The sequence below is a fragment of the Clostridium saccharoperbutylacetonicum N1-4(HMT) genome, from assembly GCF_000340885.1.
GTDB classification, from domain to species: domain Bacteria; phylum Bacillota; class Clostridia; order Clostridiales; family Clostridiaceae; genus Clostridium; species Clostridium saccharoperbutylacetonicum.
Genome location: NC_020291.1, coordinates 231853 through 255108, shown reverse-complemented (window position 1 = coordinate 255108; position 23256 = coordinate 231853). Strand labels below are relative to the sequence as shown.

The following is a 23256-nucleotide window of genomic DNA, read 5'->3' as shown; positions in this document are numbered from 1 at the left end:
TTTTAATACTTTTTATTTTTAAATTGAATACAATTTTTTATAATTCTAATAGTTCATATCAATTTCTTTGTTATCTTTTAATCTTTCAAGTACGGTATTATATCCATCACTTCCATAATTCAAACATCTATTAACTCTGCTGATAGTTGCTGTACTTGCTCCTGTTACTTCTGCAATTTCTGAATAAGTCTTTTTGTTTTTAAGTAATGCTGCTACATGTAACCTTTGTGCCAAAGCTTTAACTTCATTTATAGTTGCCACATCTTCAAAAAATCTATAACATTCATCTATATTCTTTAGTTCTAAAATTGCTTTAAAAAAAATATCTAACTCTGGACTCTTAATTTTTGATTCAAAAGAACTCACTTTATCACCTCATTGTATAACTATTTACATCTATAATTATACTTATCTATAATTCCCTTTACAACTTTAATATGCAAAAGCAATTTTACACACTGATTATCTTATAAATGCATTCCAAAATAGTCTATATTATTAAACATCTTCATCTTCTAACTCAGTTTCCAACTTGTTTGCTTTGTGAGCACCCTTCAGCTTTAACTCACTATAGATATTTTTTGTAGGAACTAACCATACTTCACCCGTTCCTCTATATACGTTTACTATACCTTCTCCGCTAATAGCTGTTCCCATAATTGATTTTGATGATTTTTCCACCGAGAACTCAATATTTCCAGTCCTTAAAATAGCCAAACTTCCATCTACCTTCAAGGTATCATTAATTAGTACACACTTAAATATTTCATTCTCTGGAACAGGAACTTTAATTGCTACAATTCCATTGCCTTCTAGTCTAGTTTGATAAAGACCTTCATTACCTAAAAATACAGCTGAGGCAGACCTTTGTGCCGCTGCATTAACTTCTACGCCTTCCTCACATGCATAGAACATATCATCACTTAAAATTATCTCGTCATCTTCCAATTCTATTAAGGCAAAGTGCCCAAAAGAAGGCTCTAAAAATATCTCACCTGTACCACTATAGATTGGTTTAAATGCCGTTTCACCTGTTAACTTACTTGATATTATTTTTTTTCCAAACCCTATTAAGCCACCAGATCTGCTTTGTATCTCTATATTTCCTTTCATATAACTCAATGTTCCCGGTTCAAGTTTCACTGTGCTATCATCTAATATTATTCTAACTTGTTTTAACTTTATACCACTTTGTTTTATTATGTTTAGTCCAAAAGCTGTCTGCACATCTGTAGCCCCGTCTAAATCTTCATATTCCAATACTTGAAATTTAGATTCATATTCCATTTCAGATAACATCTTTAATTTATTTGTAAACTTTAGTGAACTTCTCATAAATTACTCCTATCTTATCAAAATTTCTAATTAATTATTTAAAGTTAATTCCTCCAATAATGTAAATATTCTTTTATGTAGTACAGGATGCATAAGATATGGTGCTATTTCATTTAACGGCTTTAATACAAATTCTCTTTGATGCATTCTTGGATGTGGTAAAACCACCTTTTCATTAGAAGATATAATTTCATCATACATAATAATATCTAAATCGATAGTTCTTGGTCCCCACTTAATTGTTCTTTTTCTATCTAATTCAGCTTCGAATTCTAATAATAAATCCATAAGTTCTTCAACTTCAAGAGTTGTTTCAATTTCAATAACAGAATTTAAAAAATCTTCTTGTTCTAAATATCCCCACGGTTTTGTTGTAATAAATGAAGATTTCTTTAATACTTCAATACTCTCTTCATTAGATATTTTATTGATTGCTTCATTTAAATATTTTTCTTTATCTCCAATATTAGAACCTAACCCTATATATGCTTTATGTCTTTTTTTCTCAATCATTATTTCAATTGTATCCAAATGTTTTTTTATTGGTGCCCAAGGCTTTTTCAAAAACACTTTCACGCCTTCTATTATTTTATATTCCTTTAAAATACATTCTGCCATTTTTAAAGCTGCTGTCTCAATAAGATCATACTTTTCTCTATTAAATTCCTTTTCTACTAATTCGCATAACTCGCCATAGTGTACAGATTTTGTTAAATCTCCACTTTTGCCTGCTAATTTTAAGTTCAAATCTAATTCTAATGATAAAATAAATTTTTGACCTAGTTTTTTTTCTTCTTCAAAAACTCCATGAAAGCCAAATAATTCCATATTCCTTATATACATTTTATCCAAAATACATCCATCCTATTCTCTAACTATTGCATCTGTCATTTTTGCTGCTCTAAAGTTTTCCAATACGTCATGAACTCTAACAAAGTCACAAGCATCTTTCATTATACCAATAACTGTTGTAGCTATAGTTCCTTCAATTCTCTCTTCTGACGGTAGATTTAAAGTTAATCCTATTATAGACTTTCTTGATGTTCCAAGTAATATAGGATATCCTAATTCCTTAATTCGCTCCAAATTATTCATTGTTTCTAAATTCTGCTCATAAGTTTTCCCAAATCCTATACCTGGATCTAATATTATATTTTCATCGTTAACTCCAGCTTCCTTAGCTATTTTTATACATTCTCTTAAGTCTTCGAGTATCTCACCCATTAAATCCTTATAATCTGTATTAGTCCTATTATGCATAAGACAGCAAGGCACATTAAATTTCGCTGCAACTTTTGCCATATCCTTATCCATTTTAAAGCCCCATACATCATTAATTAAATCAGCTCCTGCTTCTATAGCCTTTTCGGCAACCTTTGCTTTATATGTATCAATTGATATTGGAATATCAAATTTTTCTCTTATTGCTTTTATTATAGGAACTACTCTATTAATTTCTTCTGCTTCTTCTACAGGTGTGTGATTAGGTCTTGTAGATTCTCCTCCTACATCTATTATGTCAGCTCCCTCTTCAATCATTTTTCTTACATGCTCTAAAGCCATATCTATATTATTAAATTTTCCTCCATCAGAAAAAGAATCAGGTGTGAAATTTAAAATTCCCATTATGTATGTCCTTTTCCCAATTTCAAATTCCTTATTACCTATTTTCATTCTATAATTCCTCCTAGTAAAGTATTTCCAAGTTCTTTTTTTCATCACTCCAGTTACATTCAGCTTTAGCCTTACAGCTTACACACAACCGTGAGAGTTTATCTGCTTTATAAATAAGACCTGAAAAACCTTGACTTGTTTTATTTCTATGTCCTAATATTCCCTGTTTTATAATTTCACTTTCCTCTTCAGAGAAGCTATAAGCTTCCAGAAATTCCTCTGCTAACTCCCACGAAGCTATCTCATGTGGTGTTCCATTTTCATATTGAATCCACTTTCCTATATCATGTAAAATTGCTGTTACGTATATTATTTCTCTTTCAAAACCTAAATTTTCTTCTAAATTAATTAATTGAGCAATTCTTGCTACATCTAAAAAATGCTTTAAATTATGTTTGCAGAATTTTCTACCCTTTTCAAGTTTCTTAATTATTTTTAAGTAATATATATATTGTTCATCATTTAAGATGGAATTAAATCTTTTCATATTCTACCCCAATTATTTTTAATATTAACTAGTCTATAACTATCCTTACTTTTTTATTATTATATCATCAACATATAATTAAAAATATAACTATATTAAATTATTCCTCACTTTTGAAGTTAATTATTCCTATATAATGTAAACTGGAAAATACTAGTATAGATTAAATAAACAGAAATGATATAATATATAAGGAAACACAGGCTAAAAAGGAGAAACAGTTATGGAATATAAAGAAAATGACTGGAAAGATACACCTATAATCATTCCGTCTCTAGATCCAGATGAAAAATTACCTCAGGTAGTAGCTGCAGTAATTGATATAGGTTTTAATCGTGTCATTTTAGTTGATGATGGTAGTTCAAAAGAAAACAAAAAAATTTTCAATGATATAATACACAAATATGATAAATGCATACTTTTAGAGCACAGTATCAATTTAGGTAAAGGTCGTGCTTTAAAAACTGCATTTAATTATTGTTTAATAAATTATAAGGATTCTTGTAATGGAGTTATTACTGTTGATGGAGACAATCAACATCACATAGATGATATAGTAAGTATTGCTAAAGAATTGAGTGAATCAAATGATTCTCTAATATTAGGTGCAAGAGATTTTGATCATGATACTGTACCATTTAGAAGTAGTTTTGGAAATAAACTCACTCGCTTCACCTTAAAGGCATTGTGTGGTATAAATGTAACTGATACACAAACAGGTCTTAGAGCAATTCCAATTAAATATCTTTCTACATTTTTGGATATGGAAGGTGAGCGATTTGAATTTGAAACCAATATGCTCATAAAAGCCAAAAATAATAGTATTAACATAAAAGAGATTAAAATTAAGACTGTTTACATTGAAGAAAACAAAACTTCCCATTTTAATCCCTTTAAGGATTCTATAAAAATTTACATATTAATTTTAAAATTTACATCAGCTTCATTTTTATCATCCATTGCTGATTTGTTATTATTTACATTAGTTTATTCTTTGCTTAAAACTTTAGACTTAGATGTTAGAATACTGTTATCAACAGTTTTAGCAAGAATTTCATCTTCAATTATTAACTTTTTAATAAATAAAAATATGGTTTTTGAACATAAAGAAGACAATAAACCAGCTGTTGCAAGATATTATACCCTTTGTATTACGCAAATGTTGCTTTCTTATGGTGGTGTATATTTAGGTACAATGCTTATAAAAGCATATCCAACCTTTGTAAAAATCATTGTTGATTTCATTCTATTTATGTTAAGCTTTCAAATTCAAAGAGAATGGGTATTTAAAAAGAGAACCTCCTTTGAAAAAGCAGAGGATATCTAAAAAGGAGGACATTAATAAAAATGGAAATGCTTTTAATACTTGCAGTCTTTATTGGTTATGCAGCATTAATCTATCATAAATTTAAAATTAATTCTGCCTTTATTCCAGTAACAATAATTACTTCTATTACAGGTATAGTTTATATTTTTGGACTTGCTAATCAGCTTGAATTATCAGTCCAAATTATAAATATAGCTGGCTTATTGCTTTTTATTTATTTCATTGTTCAGGCCTTGAGAAAAAACTTTTCAATGAAGTTTTTTTTATGTCCAGCTATAATATTCTTTTTAATAGGAGCATTATATTTTGGGTTCTTATTAAAAGATTTATCATATTTTCATTATGATAACTTCACTCACTTTGGGAAAATAGTTAAAGAAATGTTTTACTTTGACAGTCTTCCGAATATGAATACAACAATAACTTTTCAAAACTATCCTCCTGCAACAGCAATATTTATTTATTACTTTTGCAAAATTATAGGATATAGTGAAGGACATGCTTTAGTTGCACAAGCTATTTTAGTAATAAGCATTCTAGCTACTTTTTTATGGAAAGACAATTTAAAAAAAGTATTTTTTAATTCTTTATCTTTTACAATAATTTTTATAACTATATCAATGTTATCCTTTGATGATACAACCTTGCATATTTATAATTTGTTAGTTGATGGCATTTTAGGGTTTCTAGCTAGTGCATCTATTATTGTCACTTATTATTATAGAAATGATATTAAGAAAAATGTTTTTGTCAATTTGCCACTATTAAGTTTTCTAGTCTTGACTAAAGACTCTGGTAAGTTATTCTTTTTTATATGTATTTTATTTGTACTTTTTAGTAACACTCAACTTAAAGCTTTCAAAAAAAATATTAAAGAATTAAAAATTATCTTACCATTAATTATACTTTTAGTATGGGTACCATTACTTTTTTCAAGTTCATGGGCAAATTATGTGAAGAAAGCCTATCCATCAACTGCCTATGAATCAAATAAATTTGCCATCTCTAAGAGCAAGTTGAAAGAAACCTATAATTCTCACTCTCACGAGTTTGTAAAAACATTGCCAGCTAAATTTATAAATAGAGTTTTCGATATACATTCAATTAACACTCAATTATTAATATCTGTTAATGCTATTTCTATATTGATTTCAATAATATATTATATATTATTGAAGAAAAGAGCTTCACTCCAGCTTAAAGCCTTAGCTTTAAGTAATTGTATGTTAGTAGCATACCTTATTGGTGAATTCTTAATGTACTTATTAATAATGCCAGAGGCAGAAGCTGTTAATTTAGCTTCTTTTGACAGGTATTTTTGTAGTGCAATCATATTATTTGCATCCACACAACTTATTTGTGGAATAAATTCAATTAATAAACTTTTAGAACATATTACTACTGCAAATAATACAAATAAAAGGAGGCCTCTTTTTGAAAAATTACTCCTACTTCTTATATGCTGTATGATTATCCTTCCAAATTTCTATATCGTAAGAACAGGTATGAAGCAATTGTTCATAAGACCAAATGAGCAGGAATTTAGAAGAATTGATGTCAAAAAAGCCTGTGAAAAAGTTAAAAACTATTTAGGAAGAGATGAGTCTATATTAATCTATAATGGAGATAAGGATAATACAACTGGTTTTTATTTAGCTCTTGGAAAATATGAAATGCTTACAAATGATCTAAATGTTATAGATGTAAATTTGATAAATAGCGATAAAAAGAAATTCCTAGAGTTCTTAGCTAAGAGAAATTACATAATAATGGCTGAAAATGATGAAATATTTTGGAATGAGTTAAATAATAACAACATCAAAGTTACAAATGAAAAGGATGGAATCTTGTACAAAATTATTCATGAAAATGAACAAATTAGAATAGAAAAAATAGCCTAAATCAGAAAAGTATTCTTGATATGAGCTATAAAAAGGCATTTTGAAAGTATTTCAAAATGCCTTTACTTTAATATTATTAATATACCTTAGCTTTTTCTTCCCCATCAAGAACTCTTATAGCACCTTGAGCTAAAGCTAATAATTCGTCTTCTCCTGGATAAACTGTAACTGGAGCTATCCATTCAACTTTTGCTTTAAGATCTGGAACAAGAGTTGGTGAATATGCAATTCCACCAGTAAAGATAATTTGATCAACCTTACCTTCTAATACAACTGACATTTCCCCAATTGCTTTTGCAATTTGATAAACAAATGCTTTATAAATTGCTTCACATTCTTTATCTCCTGCTTCCATTTTATCTATAACACCTTTTACATCATTTGTGTTTAGGTATCCAACAAAGCCACCTTTTCCAACTACTTTTCCATATACCTCTGCTTCACTGTATTTTCCACTAAAACACATCTTAATTAAATCACCAATTGGAACTGATCCAGCTCTTTCTGGTGAAAATGGACCATCTCCATCTAATGCATTATTTACATCAACTACTTTTCCATGGTTATGAGCTCCAACAGAAACGCCTCCACCCATATGTACAACAACAAGATTTAAATTTTCATATCCTTGTCCACTTTCTTTTCCATATCTTTTCGCTACTGCTTTTTGATTAAGTGCATGGAATTTGCTTTTTCTTGGAAGTTCTGGCACTCCTGATAATCTAGCTACCTCTGCCAATTCATCTGTAACAACTGGATCTACAATAAATGAAGGTATATTTAATTCATCTCCTATAGATTTAGCAATGATTCCCCCAAGGTTAGAAGCATGTGGTCCTTGAACTCCAACCTTTAAATCTTCTACCATAGCATCATTAACTGCATAAGTTCCACCTTCTACTGGCTTAAGCATTCCACCTCTACCAACAACTGCACTTAATGTTTTTATATCAAAGTTCTTTTCTTTGAGAACGTTTAATATAACTTCTTTTCTAAACCCAAATTGATCATATATAGTATCATACCTTTTTATTTCTTCATTTGTATGTCTTAAGGTTTCTTCAAATAATTCCTTTTCATTTTCATATACACCAATCTTTGTTGATGTTGATCCTGGATTGATTATTAATAACTTATATGACATTGTAAATCCCCCTCAATTTAATTGTTACTGCTTATTATACAGTTTCATAATCTCAATTTATCAAATGAACTCCTATAGAATTTTGTAATTCTATAGGAACATTTTTATTAATTTATCATAGCTTTTTATATGTTAATTTTACTTATTTTTTGCTGCAACTAATGCTGCTAAAGCAATAGAGTTAACTTTTGTTTCAAAAGAATCTGCTCTTGAAGTTAAGATAACTGGTGCTGATGTTCCCACTAATAATCCACCATTTCTTGATTTAGAGAAATATGTTAATGTTTTATACATAACATTTGCTGTTTCTATATTTGGTAATAATAATACATCTGCTTTACCTGCAACATTTCCTGTAACACCTTTATGATGAGCTGCTTCTTCTGATATTGCATTATCTAAAGCAAAAGGTCCATCAACTATACAACCTTTAAATTGTCCTCTATCACTCATTTTTGCTAATAATGCTGCATCTACAGTTGAAGGCATACTTGTATTCACTACTTCTACTGGGCATATAGATGCTACCTTAGGAACATCTATTCCACAAGCATGTGCAACTACAACTGCATTATTAATCATTCCAACTTTATCCTTTAATTCTGGATATGTATTAAAGGCTGCATCTGTTAAAAATAATAGTCTATCCCAACCTTCAATATCAAACACTGCAACGTGTGACATTAACTTTCCTGTTCTTAATCCAACTTCCTTATTTAATACGCTTCTTAAAAATGTAGCAGTATCAACTAAACCTTTCATTAACATGTCTGCATGACCGCTTGAAACTAATTTTACTGCTTCTAAGGTAGCTTTCTTAGGATCTGCAATATCCATTATTTCATAGTTTGATAAATCTAAGTCTATCTTTTTTGCTATTTCTTGTATTTTTTGCTTATCTCCAACCAATATAGCTTGAGCTATATTTTTGTCTGTAGCTTCTTTAATAGCTTCTAATACAGGCTCGTCCTGTGCCACTGCCACTGCCACTTTCTTTGTTGGAACTTCCTTTAATCTTGCTAATAAATCGTCAAAGTTTTTGCTCATTTCTTGCACCTCTTACTTAATAATTATTTTTTTATTTATTTAATATAAGGTTAATATTTTGTTAAATTTATATCAATCATGGTTATTATAATCCCTTTTTCTATTGTAACAAAAAATAAGTACAAATGCTAAATTTTCAGAAAATTATTTTTAAATTTAAATAAAAATTTAACAAATTTAATAATTTAATGTATTTTTGATATAAAAAATACCAGATTTCTCTGGTATTTTTCAAACTCACATAAATATATCTTATATTTCTTTTGGTAAAGCAAATTTTTCGATTATATGTTCAGCAACTTTTATACCATCAACTGCAGCTGATATTATTCCACCTGCAAAGCCAGCGCCTTCTCCTGTTGGATAAAGTCCACTAACATTTACGCTTTCAAGCTTAGAATCCCTATTAAGCGTTACTGGTGCTGAGGTTCTAGTTTCTATTCCTGTCAATACTGCATCTTCACGTGCATACCCTTTTATCTTTTTATCAAAATTATAAATTCCTTCTTTAAGTGCGTCTATAACATAACTAGGTAAGCAATCTTTTAATTCTTTAAATTCATATCCTGCAGTATAACTTGGAGTAACTTCTCCTAATTTAGTCGATATTCTATCCTTTAAAAAGTCTCCAACTAATTGTACTGGAGCTTTATAATTGCCTCCCCCTAATTTGAATGCAAGTTCTTCATAATGCCTTTGAAATTCCATACCTCTAAGTGGTGAATCCCCTTCAAAATCTTCAGGAGATATAGTAACTACTAAAGCTGAATTAGCATTTTCTAAATCTCGCGCATGATAACTCATACCATTAGATACAAGTCTACCTTCTTCTGAAGCAGCCGCTACTACTACTCCTCCAGGACACATACAAAATGAGTAAATTCCTCTTTTTAATCTTTCACTTTGATATGTTAGTCTATAATCAGCAGCTTGCAATTTAGGATGCTTGTGGTTTTCTCCATACTGGCTAATATTTATCAGTTCTTGTGGATGCTCAATTCTTACTCCAATTGCAAATGCTTTTGCATCCATAGAAACATTTTCTTTATGTAACATTTCATAAGTATCTCTTGAACTATGACCTATAGCTAAAACTAGCGCCTCACATGGTATTTCTTTCCCACTTACAATTATCTTTTTCAACTTTCCATTCTCATATGATAGTTTTTCTAATTTAGAATCAAAATGAACTTCTCCACCTAGACGCTTTATTTCTTCACGTATGTTTTTAACTACACCTTTTAAAAGATCAGTTCCAACATGTGCCTTACTTTCATACTTAATTTCTGATGGAGCCCCAGCATTTATCAATTCATCTAGTACAAATGTGCACCTATGATCTTTAATTCTCGTAGTCAGCTTACCATCAGAAAATGTACCTGCTCCACCTTCACCAAATTGAACATTAGATTCAAGATTTAACTCTCCACTTTTCCAAAACTTTTCCACAGTTTCTGTTCTTTTATCCACAGATTCTCCTCGTTCATACACAATCGGTTTATAACCTTTTCTTGCTAAAGTCAAAGCTGCAAAAATTCCAGCTGGACCAAATCCAATTACTACTGGTCTGTGCTCCATTTTTTCTGTACCTGGTATTATTGAATCAATCTCTTCAGCTTTTTCTAATCGTACATCCTTATCATGAATTTTTGATATTATCTTAGCCTCATTATCACAAATCACATCTATACTATAGGTAAATTTTATATCATTCTTTTTTCTAGCATCAATGCTTTTTCTTATTATTTCTATTTTATTTATATCCTCTTTTGATATTTTTAACTTTTTACATACTTTTTTTTCTAATACCTTAAACTCATCATCTAAGTTTAAGTTTATATTATTTATTCTTATGGCCATACTTTTCACTACTTTCCATTAAAAACTGTATTGAATTAGTTTAAGTATATATTGCAATTATTACTTTGTAAACTCAACTGTATTTAACATATTTTCAAAAAGCTTTATATTTTCACCAGAAATCTTTTCTGTTCCTGCTATTGTAAATATATATGCTGTATTATTGTGTAAAAAAGTCACTTGGCATGTAGGAAGAGCTCCTCTACTATTTTTTTGAACATAATAAGTTACTCTTGCTTTTTTATTATTAAAATTTGCTTCTTTAACTTGAATATCATTAACATGTAAATTAGTACGCACATCTATATCTGATGCTTTATTGTATTGCTCTTCTGAATATCCTTTCATACTTTCCACTGTTAAATTTACATTCGTTCCTCTTTCATCTAAGATATAAACATCATCTCCATCAGCTTTAACTTTTTTCCACCCTGAAGGGTATATTACTGAAATTCCTTGTGTCTCAACACTCTCACCCTTTTCATTATCTTTTGTATTTAATTCTTCCTGTTTTTTATCTTTATCATCTTTCACAGTACTATTTTCATTTAAATTTTCTGCTGAACTCGCTTGTGTCTCAGTATCTGAACTTTTTTTATTGTTCCCACATCCAACCAACATTAAAACCACTACTATAGATAAAATTAGTACAAATATTTTTTTCTTATTCATTATTATTTCCCCCGTATAACTTATTATTTTTATCCTACGCTCAAGTTTTCCAATTGAGACATATCTACTTTCATCTCTAATTACCATTTATTCTTTTATTTCAAAATCAGAATTCATATAAAATTATCCATGATTATAATATAACCTTTAAGGTACCTTATCTCACTCAACTTCTTATCTTTGAAATATTGTTTGTTAATTAGTCTAACAGAGCTAACTGTTCTTTTGATAACTTTTCCTGCGGCATAAAATTCTCATTATAAATTATTTATAATTTTCAATGCTAAAATCCTGTTTTATATATAAAGCTCTTCTTTTTTGATATGTGTTTGTATTCATATCATCAAATGTTAAATTTAAATTTACCTCTTTTAAATAATAAATTATTGGACTTCCTTGCAATTTAGCTTCAGCCATCTTTTTTTCAAACAAGTCTACTTTTTTATCAAACTCCTCAACACTCCCTAATGTTGGGGCAACCATTATTAACACCTTGGGATTATATTTTACTTGTGCCCCAGCACCAATTATATCCTGCAATTTAGTTTTAATCTCAAATTCATTCGGAAAAGTGTCGCTAGTAAACAAAACTTCAACCTTACATTGTGGAAAAAATTCTTCTGCTATTTTTCTAACTCTCTCCTCATATTCGCCTCTTATTAACTGACAAACATAGGTATCATATACATTATATTTACCATCTTCTACTTCCCCATATGTTACAAAGGCATCTTTATCTCTATCTCCACCTTTAGGATAAACCCATAACTCATCATTAGCATTCTGCCAATCTTTATCGATTAAACTTATAGGCACAAACTCTTTCCCATATTTCTTATTTAAAAAACTTATTATCCTATCTTTTATCTCTTCTGGCCCTTTTGGTCTTTCTTCACTTTCTTTTTGTTCTTCTACTTTACTTAAATCCTTTTTATTTTTGTCATTAACATTATTAATACATCCTTCAAACAATACTACAAGTAATGCTAATACACTTATTAAAATTATTATCTTTTTTCTTATTTTCATCTATGTACCTCTTTTTATAGCTATATAAATTACACTCTTAAATAAAAAGTTAACCCAATATCTAATTAGATTAACTTTTTATTCATTCTATTTCTTTAAAGATTTCAAGTTCATTTTACCTTTACACTCGATACATCAACATTTATAAGACTTGTATCAAATCTTTGTACCAATTTTTCAATTCTTACTTCAAACTGCTTAATCTTATCATCCTGTTCCATTAGCATAGCACTATATTCATTATCTATTTCATATGCTTTATCAAATATTTTATTTATTTTATCTATACTCAAATTATTTTTTTCAATCAAATATTCATAGTATTTATTAATTTGATTATGTTGGTAATCAATATGTAATAATCTTCTAGTAAAATCATCAACCGCATCCCATTGAGGCCATTTATTATATTCTAATGGATTATCCCCTTCTACATCCTTTATTAAATTAATCAGATTTTCTCTTGATACATTTGTAAAATCTCTTATGTCATTTTTCAAACTTGAAAGCATAGTCTTATGCGATTCATTAGCTACTTTTGATAATATGACACTAAATTCTGCTGCACTCTCTTTACCTTTTAAAAATTTACTTAATTCATCTTTAAACTTTTTCTTATCATCTTCTGGAATACCTAAAGTTTCTACCCACAAATAAGTTAAGTTAGCCATTCTAAGTACAAATTCTGGTTTCAATTCACCAAAATCTATGTCTTTAACCTCGCCATTAACCATTTCTTTGCCGCCTTGAAATTGTCCCATCAAGAATTTAGTTAAACATTTCCTGTCTTCTTTTGAAACATTTTTAACCATAAAATTTATATAATCATGAATTAGCGCCATCGCAGGATCTTGAACAGTTTCTTCATTAAATACTGCATTTCCACCTTGAATTGTAAAAAATGAATTAGCCATATGTGCTCTTCCTGCAATTACTCCTATATTTTTTAGAAAAGGTTCTGCATTCCCCCAATATTCACCAGCATTACCTGTTACTATATTATAATCATCTATTATTTTAAATAATGTAGGTTCTCCACTTATACCTATGCCTATTAAAGAAAATATTGTATCTTTTGAAAAACCATTTAAATTTTTACCTACTATACCAAGTGCATCTTCAACCTTGTCTGATGTAGTTCCTCCATTAGTCTTATAATATTTTGTAATTCCTGCAATATTAAAAAACAAATCACAAACATACCCATCTTGAGGTGCTATTAAAGTTATCCTATCTTTCTTATTTGCAATTTCATCCTTATACTTATCACAAAATTCTTCACCAAAGCCTGGTGCATCAAATGCTACACATCTTGCAATTTTATCAGTTGCAATCGTAACATATTCTGCTTTATTTCCTCCTTTAGAATGACCAATAACGGTTATATCATCATGCCCTAAACTATTAACCCACTCTTTAGCTAATTCTTGCTGCTCTGTATCTGCACTATATGCCATCTTACCATTATCTAACCATTCATATTGTCCTGTTCCTCTAAATGCTACTGTTGCATTTCCACTATCATCTACAAAACAAACACCGCTAGCCTTCTTACCATTTGGATCTGGTAATGTACTTTCAATTGTTAAGTTATTTAATTTTTCATCATTTTTAGCGGCATTTATCAAGTTTTTCCAATCTTCTTTGCTATAACTAGTTATTTCACCTGATATATTTCCATTTGAATCTTTTGTCGCTGCTGGCAATTTATCTATATTTATTTTATTAAGATATTCGCCTAATGTTTTATCTTTACTATCTTTATCTGAAATTGCCTTAATTACCACATTTCCTTTATCATCTTTAACTTCATCCATATACATTAATGAATCTAATAAAGCCAATTGTTCATTTGTCAATTGTGCTGAATTTACTTGTGACATATTTTACCTCTCTTATATTAACTTAAATTTTTAATATTAAAATATTCATCTATATAAATGGCTCTTCTTTTTTGATATGTCCGAATATTCATATCTTCAAACTTCAAATCAAGATTATTCTCTTTTAAATAAAAAATTATTGGACTTCCTTGTAATTTATTATCTGCCATTTTTTGATCAAATAAATCTACTTTTTTATCAAATTCTTCAACACTTCCTAATGTTGGAGCAACCATTATTCTAACTGTTGGATCATATTTGACTTCGGAACCAGCATCAATTATATCCTGTAATTTAGTATTAATTCCAAATTTGTTTGGAAGGCTAAACTCAAATGATATATCTAACTTGCATTGTGGGAAAAATTCTTTTGCAATTTTTTGAATTCTGTCTTCATATTCATCTCTTACTAACACACTTACATAATCATCATATATAGTATATTTACCATTTTGAACTTGTCCAGAGGCTCCAAAAGCATCTTTCTTTTTATCTCCGCCTTTTGGATACACCCATAACTCATCAGTAATATTCTGCCAATCGTTATTGGTTAAGCTTATGGGAATAAACTCTTTTCCATACTTTTCATTTAAGAAGCTTATTATTCTATCCTTTACTGCTTCTGGTCCTTTTGGTCTTTCTTCATTTTCCTTTTGTTCTTCTACTTTACTCGAATCCTTTTGATTTTTATCATTAACTTTATTCATACAACCTCCACACATTCCAACTAGTAATATTGATATACTTACCGCACTTACTCTTCTTAAAAATTTATTCATCAAATCCCTCATTTCATTTTATAATATGCACTTATTCCTAAATCAAAACTATAATTATTTCCTATTTTATAGATGGCATACCACTACTAATATATCCTGAATATGTCTTTTCATATATATTACCTAATTCTGTATCTGTTCTAGTTACAACTATTCTTCCATTATTTACACATGTTTGCGTAGTCTCAATTAATTTTAATAAAGCCAATTCTGTTTTATTTAATGAATTATACATGTTATTAACTTGGTCACATGCTTGCCCAACACTTATATGTATTAATTTATCAGGAAAATTTGTATCCATTTCGCTTTTTAATTGAGACAATGCACTCTTTGCATTATCCAAATTTAATAAATCCACCTTTATTTCCATAATCTTCCTCCCTGTATTTGTATTAATATTTAAAATTATCATTAGAATCAATTTCCTTAGCAAAACTTTCAAGTATCATTTTTGACTGATTAACGATTCCGTCAACAATAAGAGTATATTTATCTACTTCTTCTTCTATTTCTAGTATATTACTAGTTATTAATCCATCTACAAACCCATGAGCTGATATATAGAACATTATTTGCTTATATTGATCTATTACTCCTTTAAACTTATCTCCACATTTATTTATCGTCTCTGCTGCACATAAGAAATCTGCATCCATTACTATCAAATTCCCCGAATTTTGTCCTGCTGCCATCTCCTTACCCCCTAATCATCATCTCTATCTAGTTCATCATATAAATCTTCTATTATTCTATCATATTCAGCTATTTGTGCTTTCAAATCTTCAATTTTTTCTTCAAGACATTTTATTACTATCTCTATACTCTCTGATATAGAATTAATATTTTTGACAGCCATTTGATATTTTTCTCCTGTTAAATCCTCAAGCATGCCTTTACAATATGCTTGTCCTGATTTTATATGCTTTGACATAGAGCCTACGTTCTCTGCTCTTACTCTTCTATGATTTATATTATAATCAAACTCTTCTTTTCCTGAGATAAATCTTGCTTTGAAAGCAAGTAAATTTTCTAATCTTTTCTCATATATTTTTAATTCTTCTTCAGTTTCACTTTTTAATTTTTCATATTTCCTAATTTGCCTCATTATTGATTTATGACTCATCTTATCCCTCACCTGTATTCATTTAGTTAATTTCAAAGGTTATAATTTTAAATAAAATCCCTATATAATAATTTTTCAAAAACTATATAGGGACTATTTCAATTATTTCGGAAATCCTTACTGGATCCTTCACTCATATTAAATTTATTTTTATAATATATTTTTCTTTCTTTTACGTACTGACAATCCAATTAATATTGTTGAAATACTAAGTATTACGAATATAAATATCTCAATATCTTTATCATAATTACTTGTTTTTGCTGGTTCAGATACTTTTCCCAATAAATTTTCAGTTTTTATTGTAGATACAGGATTAATCATAAAATTATACATATCTGTATTTTCTACTGTACCAACTCTTGAATTTGATAATACATGTGCTAGTGAATTTAACTTTTCTTTATTAGAATTAGCAGTGCTTTCCTTTGTTTCTTTAGCATCTTGAAGTGCACCTGAAAGCTTACTTTGTGATGCCTGAATTCCTTTGTTTAAGTCTTCTTGCATTGTAGTTACATGCTTTTCAGCTTCATCATGTGAAGTTTCTACAGCTTTCCCATAATCATCAAGCTGTTTAGTTACCGCTTTATTTAAATCTTCATTAGCTTTATTATATTTATCCCAAAGCTCTGAAATTTCTTTATCTTTACTTAATCTTTTTGGAGTTTTAGTCAAATTTTCGACTTTCTTAATTAAGTCATCAAATCTGCTCACATAATTTTCATCAAATATTTTTAATACTTGATTAACATCAATAGGACCATCATCTGCTACTGTCTTTTCAACCACAGCTTCAACTTTATCTTTTACACTTTCCACATTTTTAGTGTTATTAGCTTGCATTGTTGAAATTAATGATTTTTTATTTTTTCCTGTTAAGTCATCCTTTATTTCATCAACAAGAGACTCATTTAATTTTAATTTTTCATCTAATGTTTTTTTAGTATCCTCTGTAAATAGATTACTGATGTATTTATAGTCAGAATCCTTTTGAAGATTATTTGTTGAGGTTGAGCATTCCTTTAATTTATCATTAACACTATTTACTTGTCCAATTACATCATCTATTGTCTTTACATTTCCATTCAAACTAAGAGCATTTACATTAGAATTCTTATATTTACTGCTTCTGTCTAATACAAATGAATCTTTCTGCTCAACTGGAATATTAGTAATATATGTCTTCAAATCATTCCAGTTTGCAAATGTATTACCTGGAGATCTTTCTGCAGCAGGATCTTTTAATATATTAGAATAATTAATCTTATTTTCAGCAACAACATTATTGTAAACTCTATCAAATTCTCCTGGATTACTCTTTCTAAGCTCCTTAACCATTTCTCCATATAATAAATATTCTTCATTTAGTGATTGTAGTTTAGGATCATTTCCAAGTACAATATTACTTCTTAAACTTTTTAATTGTTTTATAGTGCTGTTTTCTAACGTATCCTTACTAAAATCTGTTGTTTCTTTTACTTTATCTAGATTTTCATTAGCTTTCCCAATTGCGTTTTTCCCTTTTTCATCAACTTGGGCTAAAACATTTTGATTATATTTGTTAACTAAGTCATCTATATATCCATCTTTCTTAGTAAAATCTTCTATAAATTCGTTAACTTCACTAACATTTACATCATTATTTCTCGACAATACACCATAGTTATAATTATGTCGTTTTGATAATGCTCGTCTTAATTCCTCTGGAGTCATATTTTGAATTTTACTTCTAAAAGACTTAATTCCAACAGAACTATTTCCTGTGACCTTTAACAGTTCATTTTTCACTCCATTAAATTGTTGTTCTTGCTCTAAAAGTCTATCTCTATATTTTTCATCAATTTCATTGATAATTTTTTTATTTTCTTCAAAATTCTTATTTAAATCTAAATCCTTTATATCAATGTTTTGACTTTCTAATTGTGTTAAATTTATAGTTTCAAGTATATCTGCATCGTTTATTGAATTAATTGCATCTAAATCAGTATTATCATTTTTTAATATATCTGATACATAATCTTGCCCTTGATGCAATTCATTGAATACAGATGATAAATACATGTAACTAAGCTTACTATTTAATTTCTTTTCAAAACTTGATACCTTAGCTGTCACTTTAAGTTTATTTTCTTCACTTAATTTATCATTAGTTTCATAATAAACTTCTACTTTAGACGGTGTAACTTCATTTATAGTTGTTATATTCTGAGAAAAATTACCTGGAATTATTACCATTGCTCCATATTTCCCATCTTCTAAACCACTTTTCCCTGCATCTCTATTAGTCAATACAAAATCATTATCTAAGGATTTTATTAAATCCGAAGCATAATTTACACTTTTGTCCTTGTAGTTTGTTCCCATATCTTGGTTGACAACTGCAATTTGAGTAGATTCTTCATTTTGAACTTGCTTACCAAGTAATGTCTTTTTCTCCTCAACCTGCTTTCCAAGAAGGAACGAACTAACTGAAGTCAAAATTATAACACCTGCAATCAAAAGAACAGGTTTTAATTTGCCCTTCAACTTTTTTCCCCCTTACTAATTTTTAATCCCTTAATTTATATCTTTGGTATTTTTATCAATTTATTTCTTCCTTTGTTATTAATATAACCTAAATCTATAGCATTTTCTGGATTCCTAATATAAGCATTTATGATATTTTGCTCATTTGGATTCCCTAAAATAATTGCATTTATAGCACCTTTAAACATTTTTGTTAAATCATCATATCCCTTGAGACCATTTGATTGAGCAGTAGCAACAAATGTGATTCCTACATTGATTGCATCCTCTATAATCTTATTTACATTTATATCTTTAATTGAAGTTACATTATAAATAAAATTATCGCAATCATCGATTAATACCAAGATTGGCTTCAATGATGCATAGTACATTTTTGGTATAATGCTAGGCTCACTAATTCTTTGTTTTTCAAATTCTTCTCTTCTTTTCATAGTTATTTCTTGAATTTCTTCTAAGAATTCTTTTCCTTCATCAACCGTTGTGATATATCTATCAACTTCATTTCTATAGGAATACAGTTCCCCATTTTTTGAATCAATTAAATATGTATCTACACCTTGTTTCAATGTAAGTAAAACTTTTAAAAGATTTGTTTTACCAGTCTGTGGTGCTCCTATAATTAACTGAATCATTCCATTTAATTCAACAAACTGAGTTCTTACCTCTTCAGCATCTAATCCAACTGGTATTTTCTTCTCAAAGTTAGTCTCATCTGCAAATTTTCTTAGAATCTTAGCAGTAAGTACTTCTGGAAGCATTCTAATACCTTGTACTTCTTCTCCTGTATATGAAGTTTTAAGTTTCTTTACAATATCTAATATATTATTTGAATACTGTATTTCATTTTTAAATTCAACAGCTGAATAAACCTGCATTATATTAGGACTTTCTAGCTTAACCATAGCCCTACCTGGAATATCCGTTACTTTATAATTACCTCTTCCTATAATTGAATTTATTTCTGATTCATCAAACATATAGTGAGCTATTTTATTTTTAAAATTGTTTAGAACCGCAAACTTAACTGCATTTTGTCGAGATGCTGTTATTATTGTGAATATTCCTATCCCAGCACCATCTCTAGTTAACTTCAAAATAAAATCTTCTGCTTCTAATCCAAATTCTTTTATAGCATCATAATTATCTATTACTATAAATAAAGCTGGTAATTTACTGTCACTCACTTCATTATATATACTGAAATTAGCTGCACTAGCTTCTCCTAATAATCTTTTTCTTTTCTTAACTTCTTCATCTACTATATTGCAAAACTTTCCAAACTTCACATTGTCATCAAACTTTATATAATCCCTTGTATGTGGTAATTCTTTCATTGGTATTAAACCTGAATTACCAAAGTCAAGTATAAAGAATTGTACATTTTGGGGCGAATTTTTAACAGCCAGTGATAATATAATCGTAGTTAATGTAGTTGTTTTTCCAAATCCTGCTGATGAAAAAATCATAAAATTACCATCTTTATTAAAGTTTATCTCGTATTCGTCCTGAGTTTGAAATTCTGGTTTATCTACAAGCCCTAGTGAAACATTTAAATCTAACTCTTCAAAGGATATTACATCCACTATATTATCCATATCAATATGAGGTGATGTTATCTTGATTTCCAACGGTGGCAACCAAGGTTTTTTCACTTCGTTCAATTCTAATTTTTCAAATGCTTTTTCCATATAACCAACAGTTACATCTAATTCCGTTTCCTTAAGCTTCAAGTCTTCTGTTCCAGTACTCAAATCATTATTCAAAAGTTCTCCCTGACCAATATCATTAATTATATAAACTCTATCATCTATAGACTCATCATCTTCTTCATTATCATAAACAGCTCCACTCCAAGCTGATTGAAATAACTCATATACTTCATTATTTCCTACTTGCAAATAAGCTCTTCCTGCTTGAGTGATTTTGGCTGCATCGGGAGTTTTAAGAACCTCATTACTATCACTTTCATTTTGTACTTTTAAAGCCAATTTAAATTTAGAGTTACTCCAAATTTGATCATCAACAACACCTGATGGCTTTTGTGTTGCTAATATTAAATGTATTCCTAAACTTCTTCCTATACGCGCAGCACTTACCAATTCACTCATGAAATCAGGTTGTTCTTTCTTTAATTCTGCAAACTCATCTGAAATTAAAAATAAATGCGGAATTGGTTCTTTTGCTTCACCATTTTTAAATAACTTATTATATTGATTAATATGGTTTACTCCATATTCACTGAATATTTGTTGTCTTCTTGATAGCTCACTTTTTATTGAGGCCATTGCTCTCATGCTTTCAGATCCATCTAAATTTGTAATAGTTCCTAATAAGTGTGGAAGTTTTTTAAATAAACCAGCCATTCCTCCACCCTTGTAATCTATTAACAAAAATCCAACTTCATATGGATGATAGTTAACTGCTAATGATAATATGTATGATTGTACTATTTCACTCTTACCTGACCCTGTAGTACCTGCAACAAGTCCATGTGGCCCATGTGCTTTTTCATGAAGATTTAAATACACATAATCCTGTTGTCCTCTTACCCCTAATGGAACTGCTAAAGTCTTATAAGCTTGATTATTCATCCATCTTTTTTCTACATTGAAATCTTCAGGCTTTTTAACTTTATACATTTCAAAAAAAGTAATACTATTAGGAATTTGATTAGTCATCCCTTTAACATGCTGCAAACAAGCTAATCTTCTTGATATATTACTTAATTCCACATCTACATGATTTAGTTCAATTTTTTTATTAACCAAAGTACCTTCATTGATTACAAGTGTTCCTTGCTCATAATTGTCTATTCTAAAAATAGTCTTAATGTTTTCTGGTAAATTTGCTTCTAATTGACTTGTGTATATTATAGAAATTCCTAAATTTGAATCATACTTTTGCAAATATTCCATTATTGAATGATTTAGTACTAAGCTTGGTTCATCTATAACAAATAAATAATGTGGTAAGAATTTCACTTTATCCTTCTTTTCTTCACTTGTTATATCTCGATCTTTTAATATTTGAGAAATATTACTAAATACTTGATCCCTCAACCCTTCAGTATCTATAATTCCTCTTACATTTATTGAGCTTATATTGAAATGTGGATACCAGTTTAACCATTCAAATGCTTCCCTATCTTTCATACTGCTCACTAATATTATTTCAAGGTCATGATAACTTTGAAATAATGTTAATTGTGCAAATAAAAGATTTAATTGTTCATGAATGTATTTTTTTTGACCAACTATACCTAAATGTGCTTTTTTCAAATCTATTGATAGTGGCATATTATCAATTTTATTAAATTCTTTATATACTTCTTCAGCACTTTCAACTAGTGGATCTTTTTCCAACTCAATAATATCATTAGAAAATTTTATTTTATAACTTGTTTCTATACTTGCTTTTCCTATTGATACACTTAAAAAATCATCGTCAATATATGTTTTCTCATATATTCTGCTGCTATAGAATTCTGTCATTTTATCTATTTCTTTTAATGATGGATTATGATACCTCAATGATTCTATTTGTTCTTTTCTTAATATATCTAACTTTTTTCTAATGTTAAGCAAATACTCATTATATACTTCTACTCTACGTTTGTTTTTCATTTTCATTTCCTTTTTATCACTAAAATAAGTGGTTAATGAAAATACAGTAGTCATAGATGTACCCGCGATACTCATGATAACATATAGTCCTCTTGGAGTTAAAATACTTATCGCTATTGTGACAATCATCATTACTAATGGTGGAACTATCATTCTTGCAAGCTGACCTTTTTTCTTTTCAACCTTGCTTGGTGGCTTCTTTAATTCAACCTCTTCTGTAGGTGGAATTTTAATTATTCTAGGTGATCTTTTATATTCTGGAAACCCATCAAATTTAATTTCACTTACTTGTATTCTTTTAAGTTTTGCTTCATAGTATCTTTCATTTCCTTCAATTAACAAGGTATTTTTGTAATATGTAATTTTTATTTTGTCTATTAATATTAAATCAGCTTCATTTAATGAAATTAGATTATCTTTTTTCATGCGTCCATTTACATATATTTCAGTATTATTGCCATTAACTCTGCATAATTTATTACCCTCTAGTCTTAATCTAATATCTTTAGCTTCAATCAAAGATATTTGATTTTCTTTTGAATCACCTATCTTAATAAAGTCTTTTCCTTTGGTAGAAACCTTAATTCTATCATTTATGAAATACATGATTGAAACATCTTCTATTTCAATAATTTCTTGTTTTTCGAAAGGTTCCAATTCCATTTTTCTATTATTAATATCTAAAATAACTTTATCATTTTCAGTATCACAAAGGATTGTTCCTATGTAGTTACTATTAGTTCCGATTGTAAAGTCCTCTTTTATATATACTTTTTTATCACAAGGAATTTCCCTTACAACATCTTTTACAAAAAATAATACACTATTTCGGTAATACAT

At 28.8% G+C, this 23256-nt stretch carries 19 protein-coding genes; 2 read left to right on the top strand and 17 right to left on the bottom strand.

The genetic code is table 11. The features are described from left to right. Nucleotides 1–45: 45 nt before the first annotated feature. From CSPA_RS01285 to CSPA_RS01265, 5 genes are all read right to left on the bottom strand, one after another. The gene (locus tag CSPA_RS01285; protein ID WP_015390404.1) at nucleotides 46–366 is read right to left on the bottom strand and encodes a YerC/YecD family TrpR-related protein; all 321 of its coding nucleotides are present in this window, start codon (nucleotides 364–366) and stop codon (nucleotides 46–48) included. Between the two features lie 132 nt (nucleotides 367–498). Next, nucleotides 499–1335, bottom strand: a complete 837-nt coding sequence (locus CSPA_RS01280) for an AIM24 family protein (protein ID WP_015390403.1) — start codon at nucleotides 1333–1335, stop codon at nucleotides 499–501. A 30-nt stretch (nucleotides 1336–1365) separates the two neighbouring features. Then, nucleotides 1366–2187, bottom strand: a complete 822-nt coding sequence (gene folK, locus CSPA_RS01275) for a 2-amino-4-hydroxy-6-hydroxymethyldihydropteridine diphosphokinase (RefSeq protein ID WP_015390402.1) — start codon at nucleotides 2185–2187, stop codon at nucleotides 1366–1368. 12 nt (nucleotides 2188–2199) lie between these two features. Beyond that, a complete protein-coding gene (gene folP / locus CSPA_RS01270) occupies nucleotides 2200–3009 on the bottom strand; it encodes a dihydropteroate synthase (RefSeq protein ID WP_015390401.1) in 810 nt (269 codons plus the stop codon). Between the two features lie 13 nt (nucleotides 3010–3022). Further along, a complete protein-coding gene (locus CSPA_RS01265) occupies nucleotides 3023–3496 on the bottom strand; it encodes an HD domain-containing protein (protein WP_015390400.1) in 474 nt (157 codons plus the stop codon). Between the two features lie 223 nt (nucleotides 3497–3719). On the opposite strand from CSPA_RS01265, the gene CSPA_RS01260 reads away from it, so the two are divergent. Together CSPA_RS01260 and CSPA_RS01255 are read left to right on the top strand one after the other, a co-directional pair. Then, complete coding sequence (locus CSPA_RS01260) at nucleotides 3720–4823, top strand: bifunctional glycosyltransferase family 2/GtrA family protein (protein WP_015390399.1); 1104 nt, start codon at nucleotides 3720–3722, stop codon at nucleotides 4821–4823. A 20-nt stretch (nucleotides 4824–4843) separates the two neighbouring features. Continuing rightward, on the top strand, nucleotides 4844–6724 hold the full coding sequence (locus tag CSPA_RS01255) for a hypothetical protein (RefSeq protein ID WP_015390398.1): 1881 nt from the start codon (nucleotides 4844–4846) through the stop codon (nucleotides 6722–6724). 76 nt (nucleotides 6725–6800) lie between these two features. On the opposite strand, the gene buk is transcribed toward CSPA_RS01255, so the two are convergent. From buk to essC, 12 genes are all read right to left on the bottom strand, one after another. After that, nucleotides 6801–7868, bottom strand: a complete 1068-nt coding sequence (gene buk / locus CSPA_RS01250; RefSeq protein WP_015390397.1) for a butyrate kinase — start codon at nucleotides 7866–7868, stop codon at nucleotides 6801–6803. Between the two features lie 138 nt (nucleotides 7869–8006). After that, entirely contained in the window at nucleotides 8007–8915 is a 909-nt protein-coding gene (gene ptb, locus CSPA_RS01245) for a phosphate butyryltransferase (RefSeq protein WP_015390396.1), read from the bottom strand. A 252-nt stretch (nucleotides 8916–9167) separates the two neighbouring features. After that, the gene (locus CSPA_RS01240; protein WP_017810871.1) at nucleotides 9168–10775 is read right to left on the bottom strand and encodes an NAD(P)/FAD-dependent oxidoreductase; all 1608 of its coding nucleotides are present in this window, start codon (nucleotides 10773–10775) and stop codon (nucleotides 9168–9170) included. A gap of 60 nt (nucleotides 10776–10835) precedes the next feature. Then, on the bottom strand, nucleotides 10836–11447 hold the full coding sequence (locus CSPA_RS28945) for a hypothetical protein (RefSeq protein ID WP_017810872.1): 612 nt from the start codon (nucleotides 11445–11447) through the stop codon (nucleotides 10836–10838). Between the two features lie 264 nt (nucleotides 11448–11711). Then, nucleotides 11712–12476, bottom strand: a complete 765-nt coding sequence (locus CSPA_RS01230) for a hypothetical protein (protein WP_015390393.1) — start codon at nucleotides 12474–12476, stop codon at nucleotides 11712–11714. Between the two features lie 110 nt (nucleotides 12477–12586). Further along, nucleotides 12587–14359, bottom strand: coding sequence for an Mbeg1-like protein (locus tag CSPA_RS01225; protein ID WP_015390392.1), 1773 nt, complete (start codon nucleotides 14357–14359; stop codon nucleotides 12587–12589). Between the two features lie 17 nt (nucleotides 14360–14376). Further along, nucleotides 14377–15138, bottom strand: coding sequence for a hypothetical protein (locus tag CSPA_RS01220; protein ID WP_015390391.1), 762 nt, complete (start codon nucleotides 15136–15138; stop codon nucleotides 14377–14379). 61 nt (nucleotides 15139–15199) lie between these two features. Continuing rightward, on the bottom strand, nucleotides 15200–15511 hold the full coding sequence (locus tag CSPA_RS01215; protein WP_015390390.1) for a hypothetical protein: 312 nt from the start codon (nucleotides 15509–15511) through the stop codon (nucleotides 15200–15202). Between the two features lie 22 nt (nucleotides 15512–15533). Next, nucleotides 15534–15833 carry a hypothetical protein gene (locus CSPA_RS01210; protein WP_015390389.1) on the bottom strand — a complete coding sequence of 100 codons (300 nt, stop codon included), beginning with the start codon at nucleotides 15831–15833 and terminating at the stop codon, nucleotides 15534–15536. Nucleotides 15834–15844: 11 nt separating this feature from the next. Further along, on the bottom strand, nucleotides 15845–16264 hold the full coding sequence (locus CSPA_RS01205) for a hypothetical protein (RefSeq protein WP_015390388.1): 420 nt from the start codon (nucleotides 16262–16264) through the stop codon (nucleotides 15845–15847). 150 nt (nucleotides 16265–16414) lie between these two features. After that, a complete protein-coding gene (locus CSPA_RS01200; protein ID WP_015390387.1) occupies nucleotides 16415–18790 on the bottom strand; it encodes a hypothetical protein in 2376 nt (791 codons plus the stop codon). Nucleotides 18791–18825: 35 nt separating this feature from the next. Further along, entirely contained in the window at nucleotides 18826–23256 is a 4431-nt protein-coding gene (gene essC, locus CSPA_RS01195; RefSeq protein ID WP_015390386.1) for a type VII secretion protein EssC, read from the bottom strand.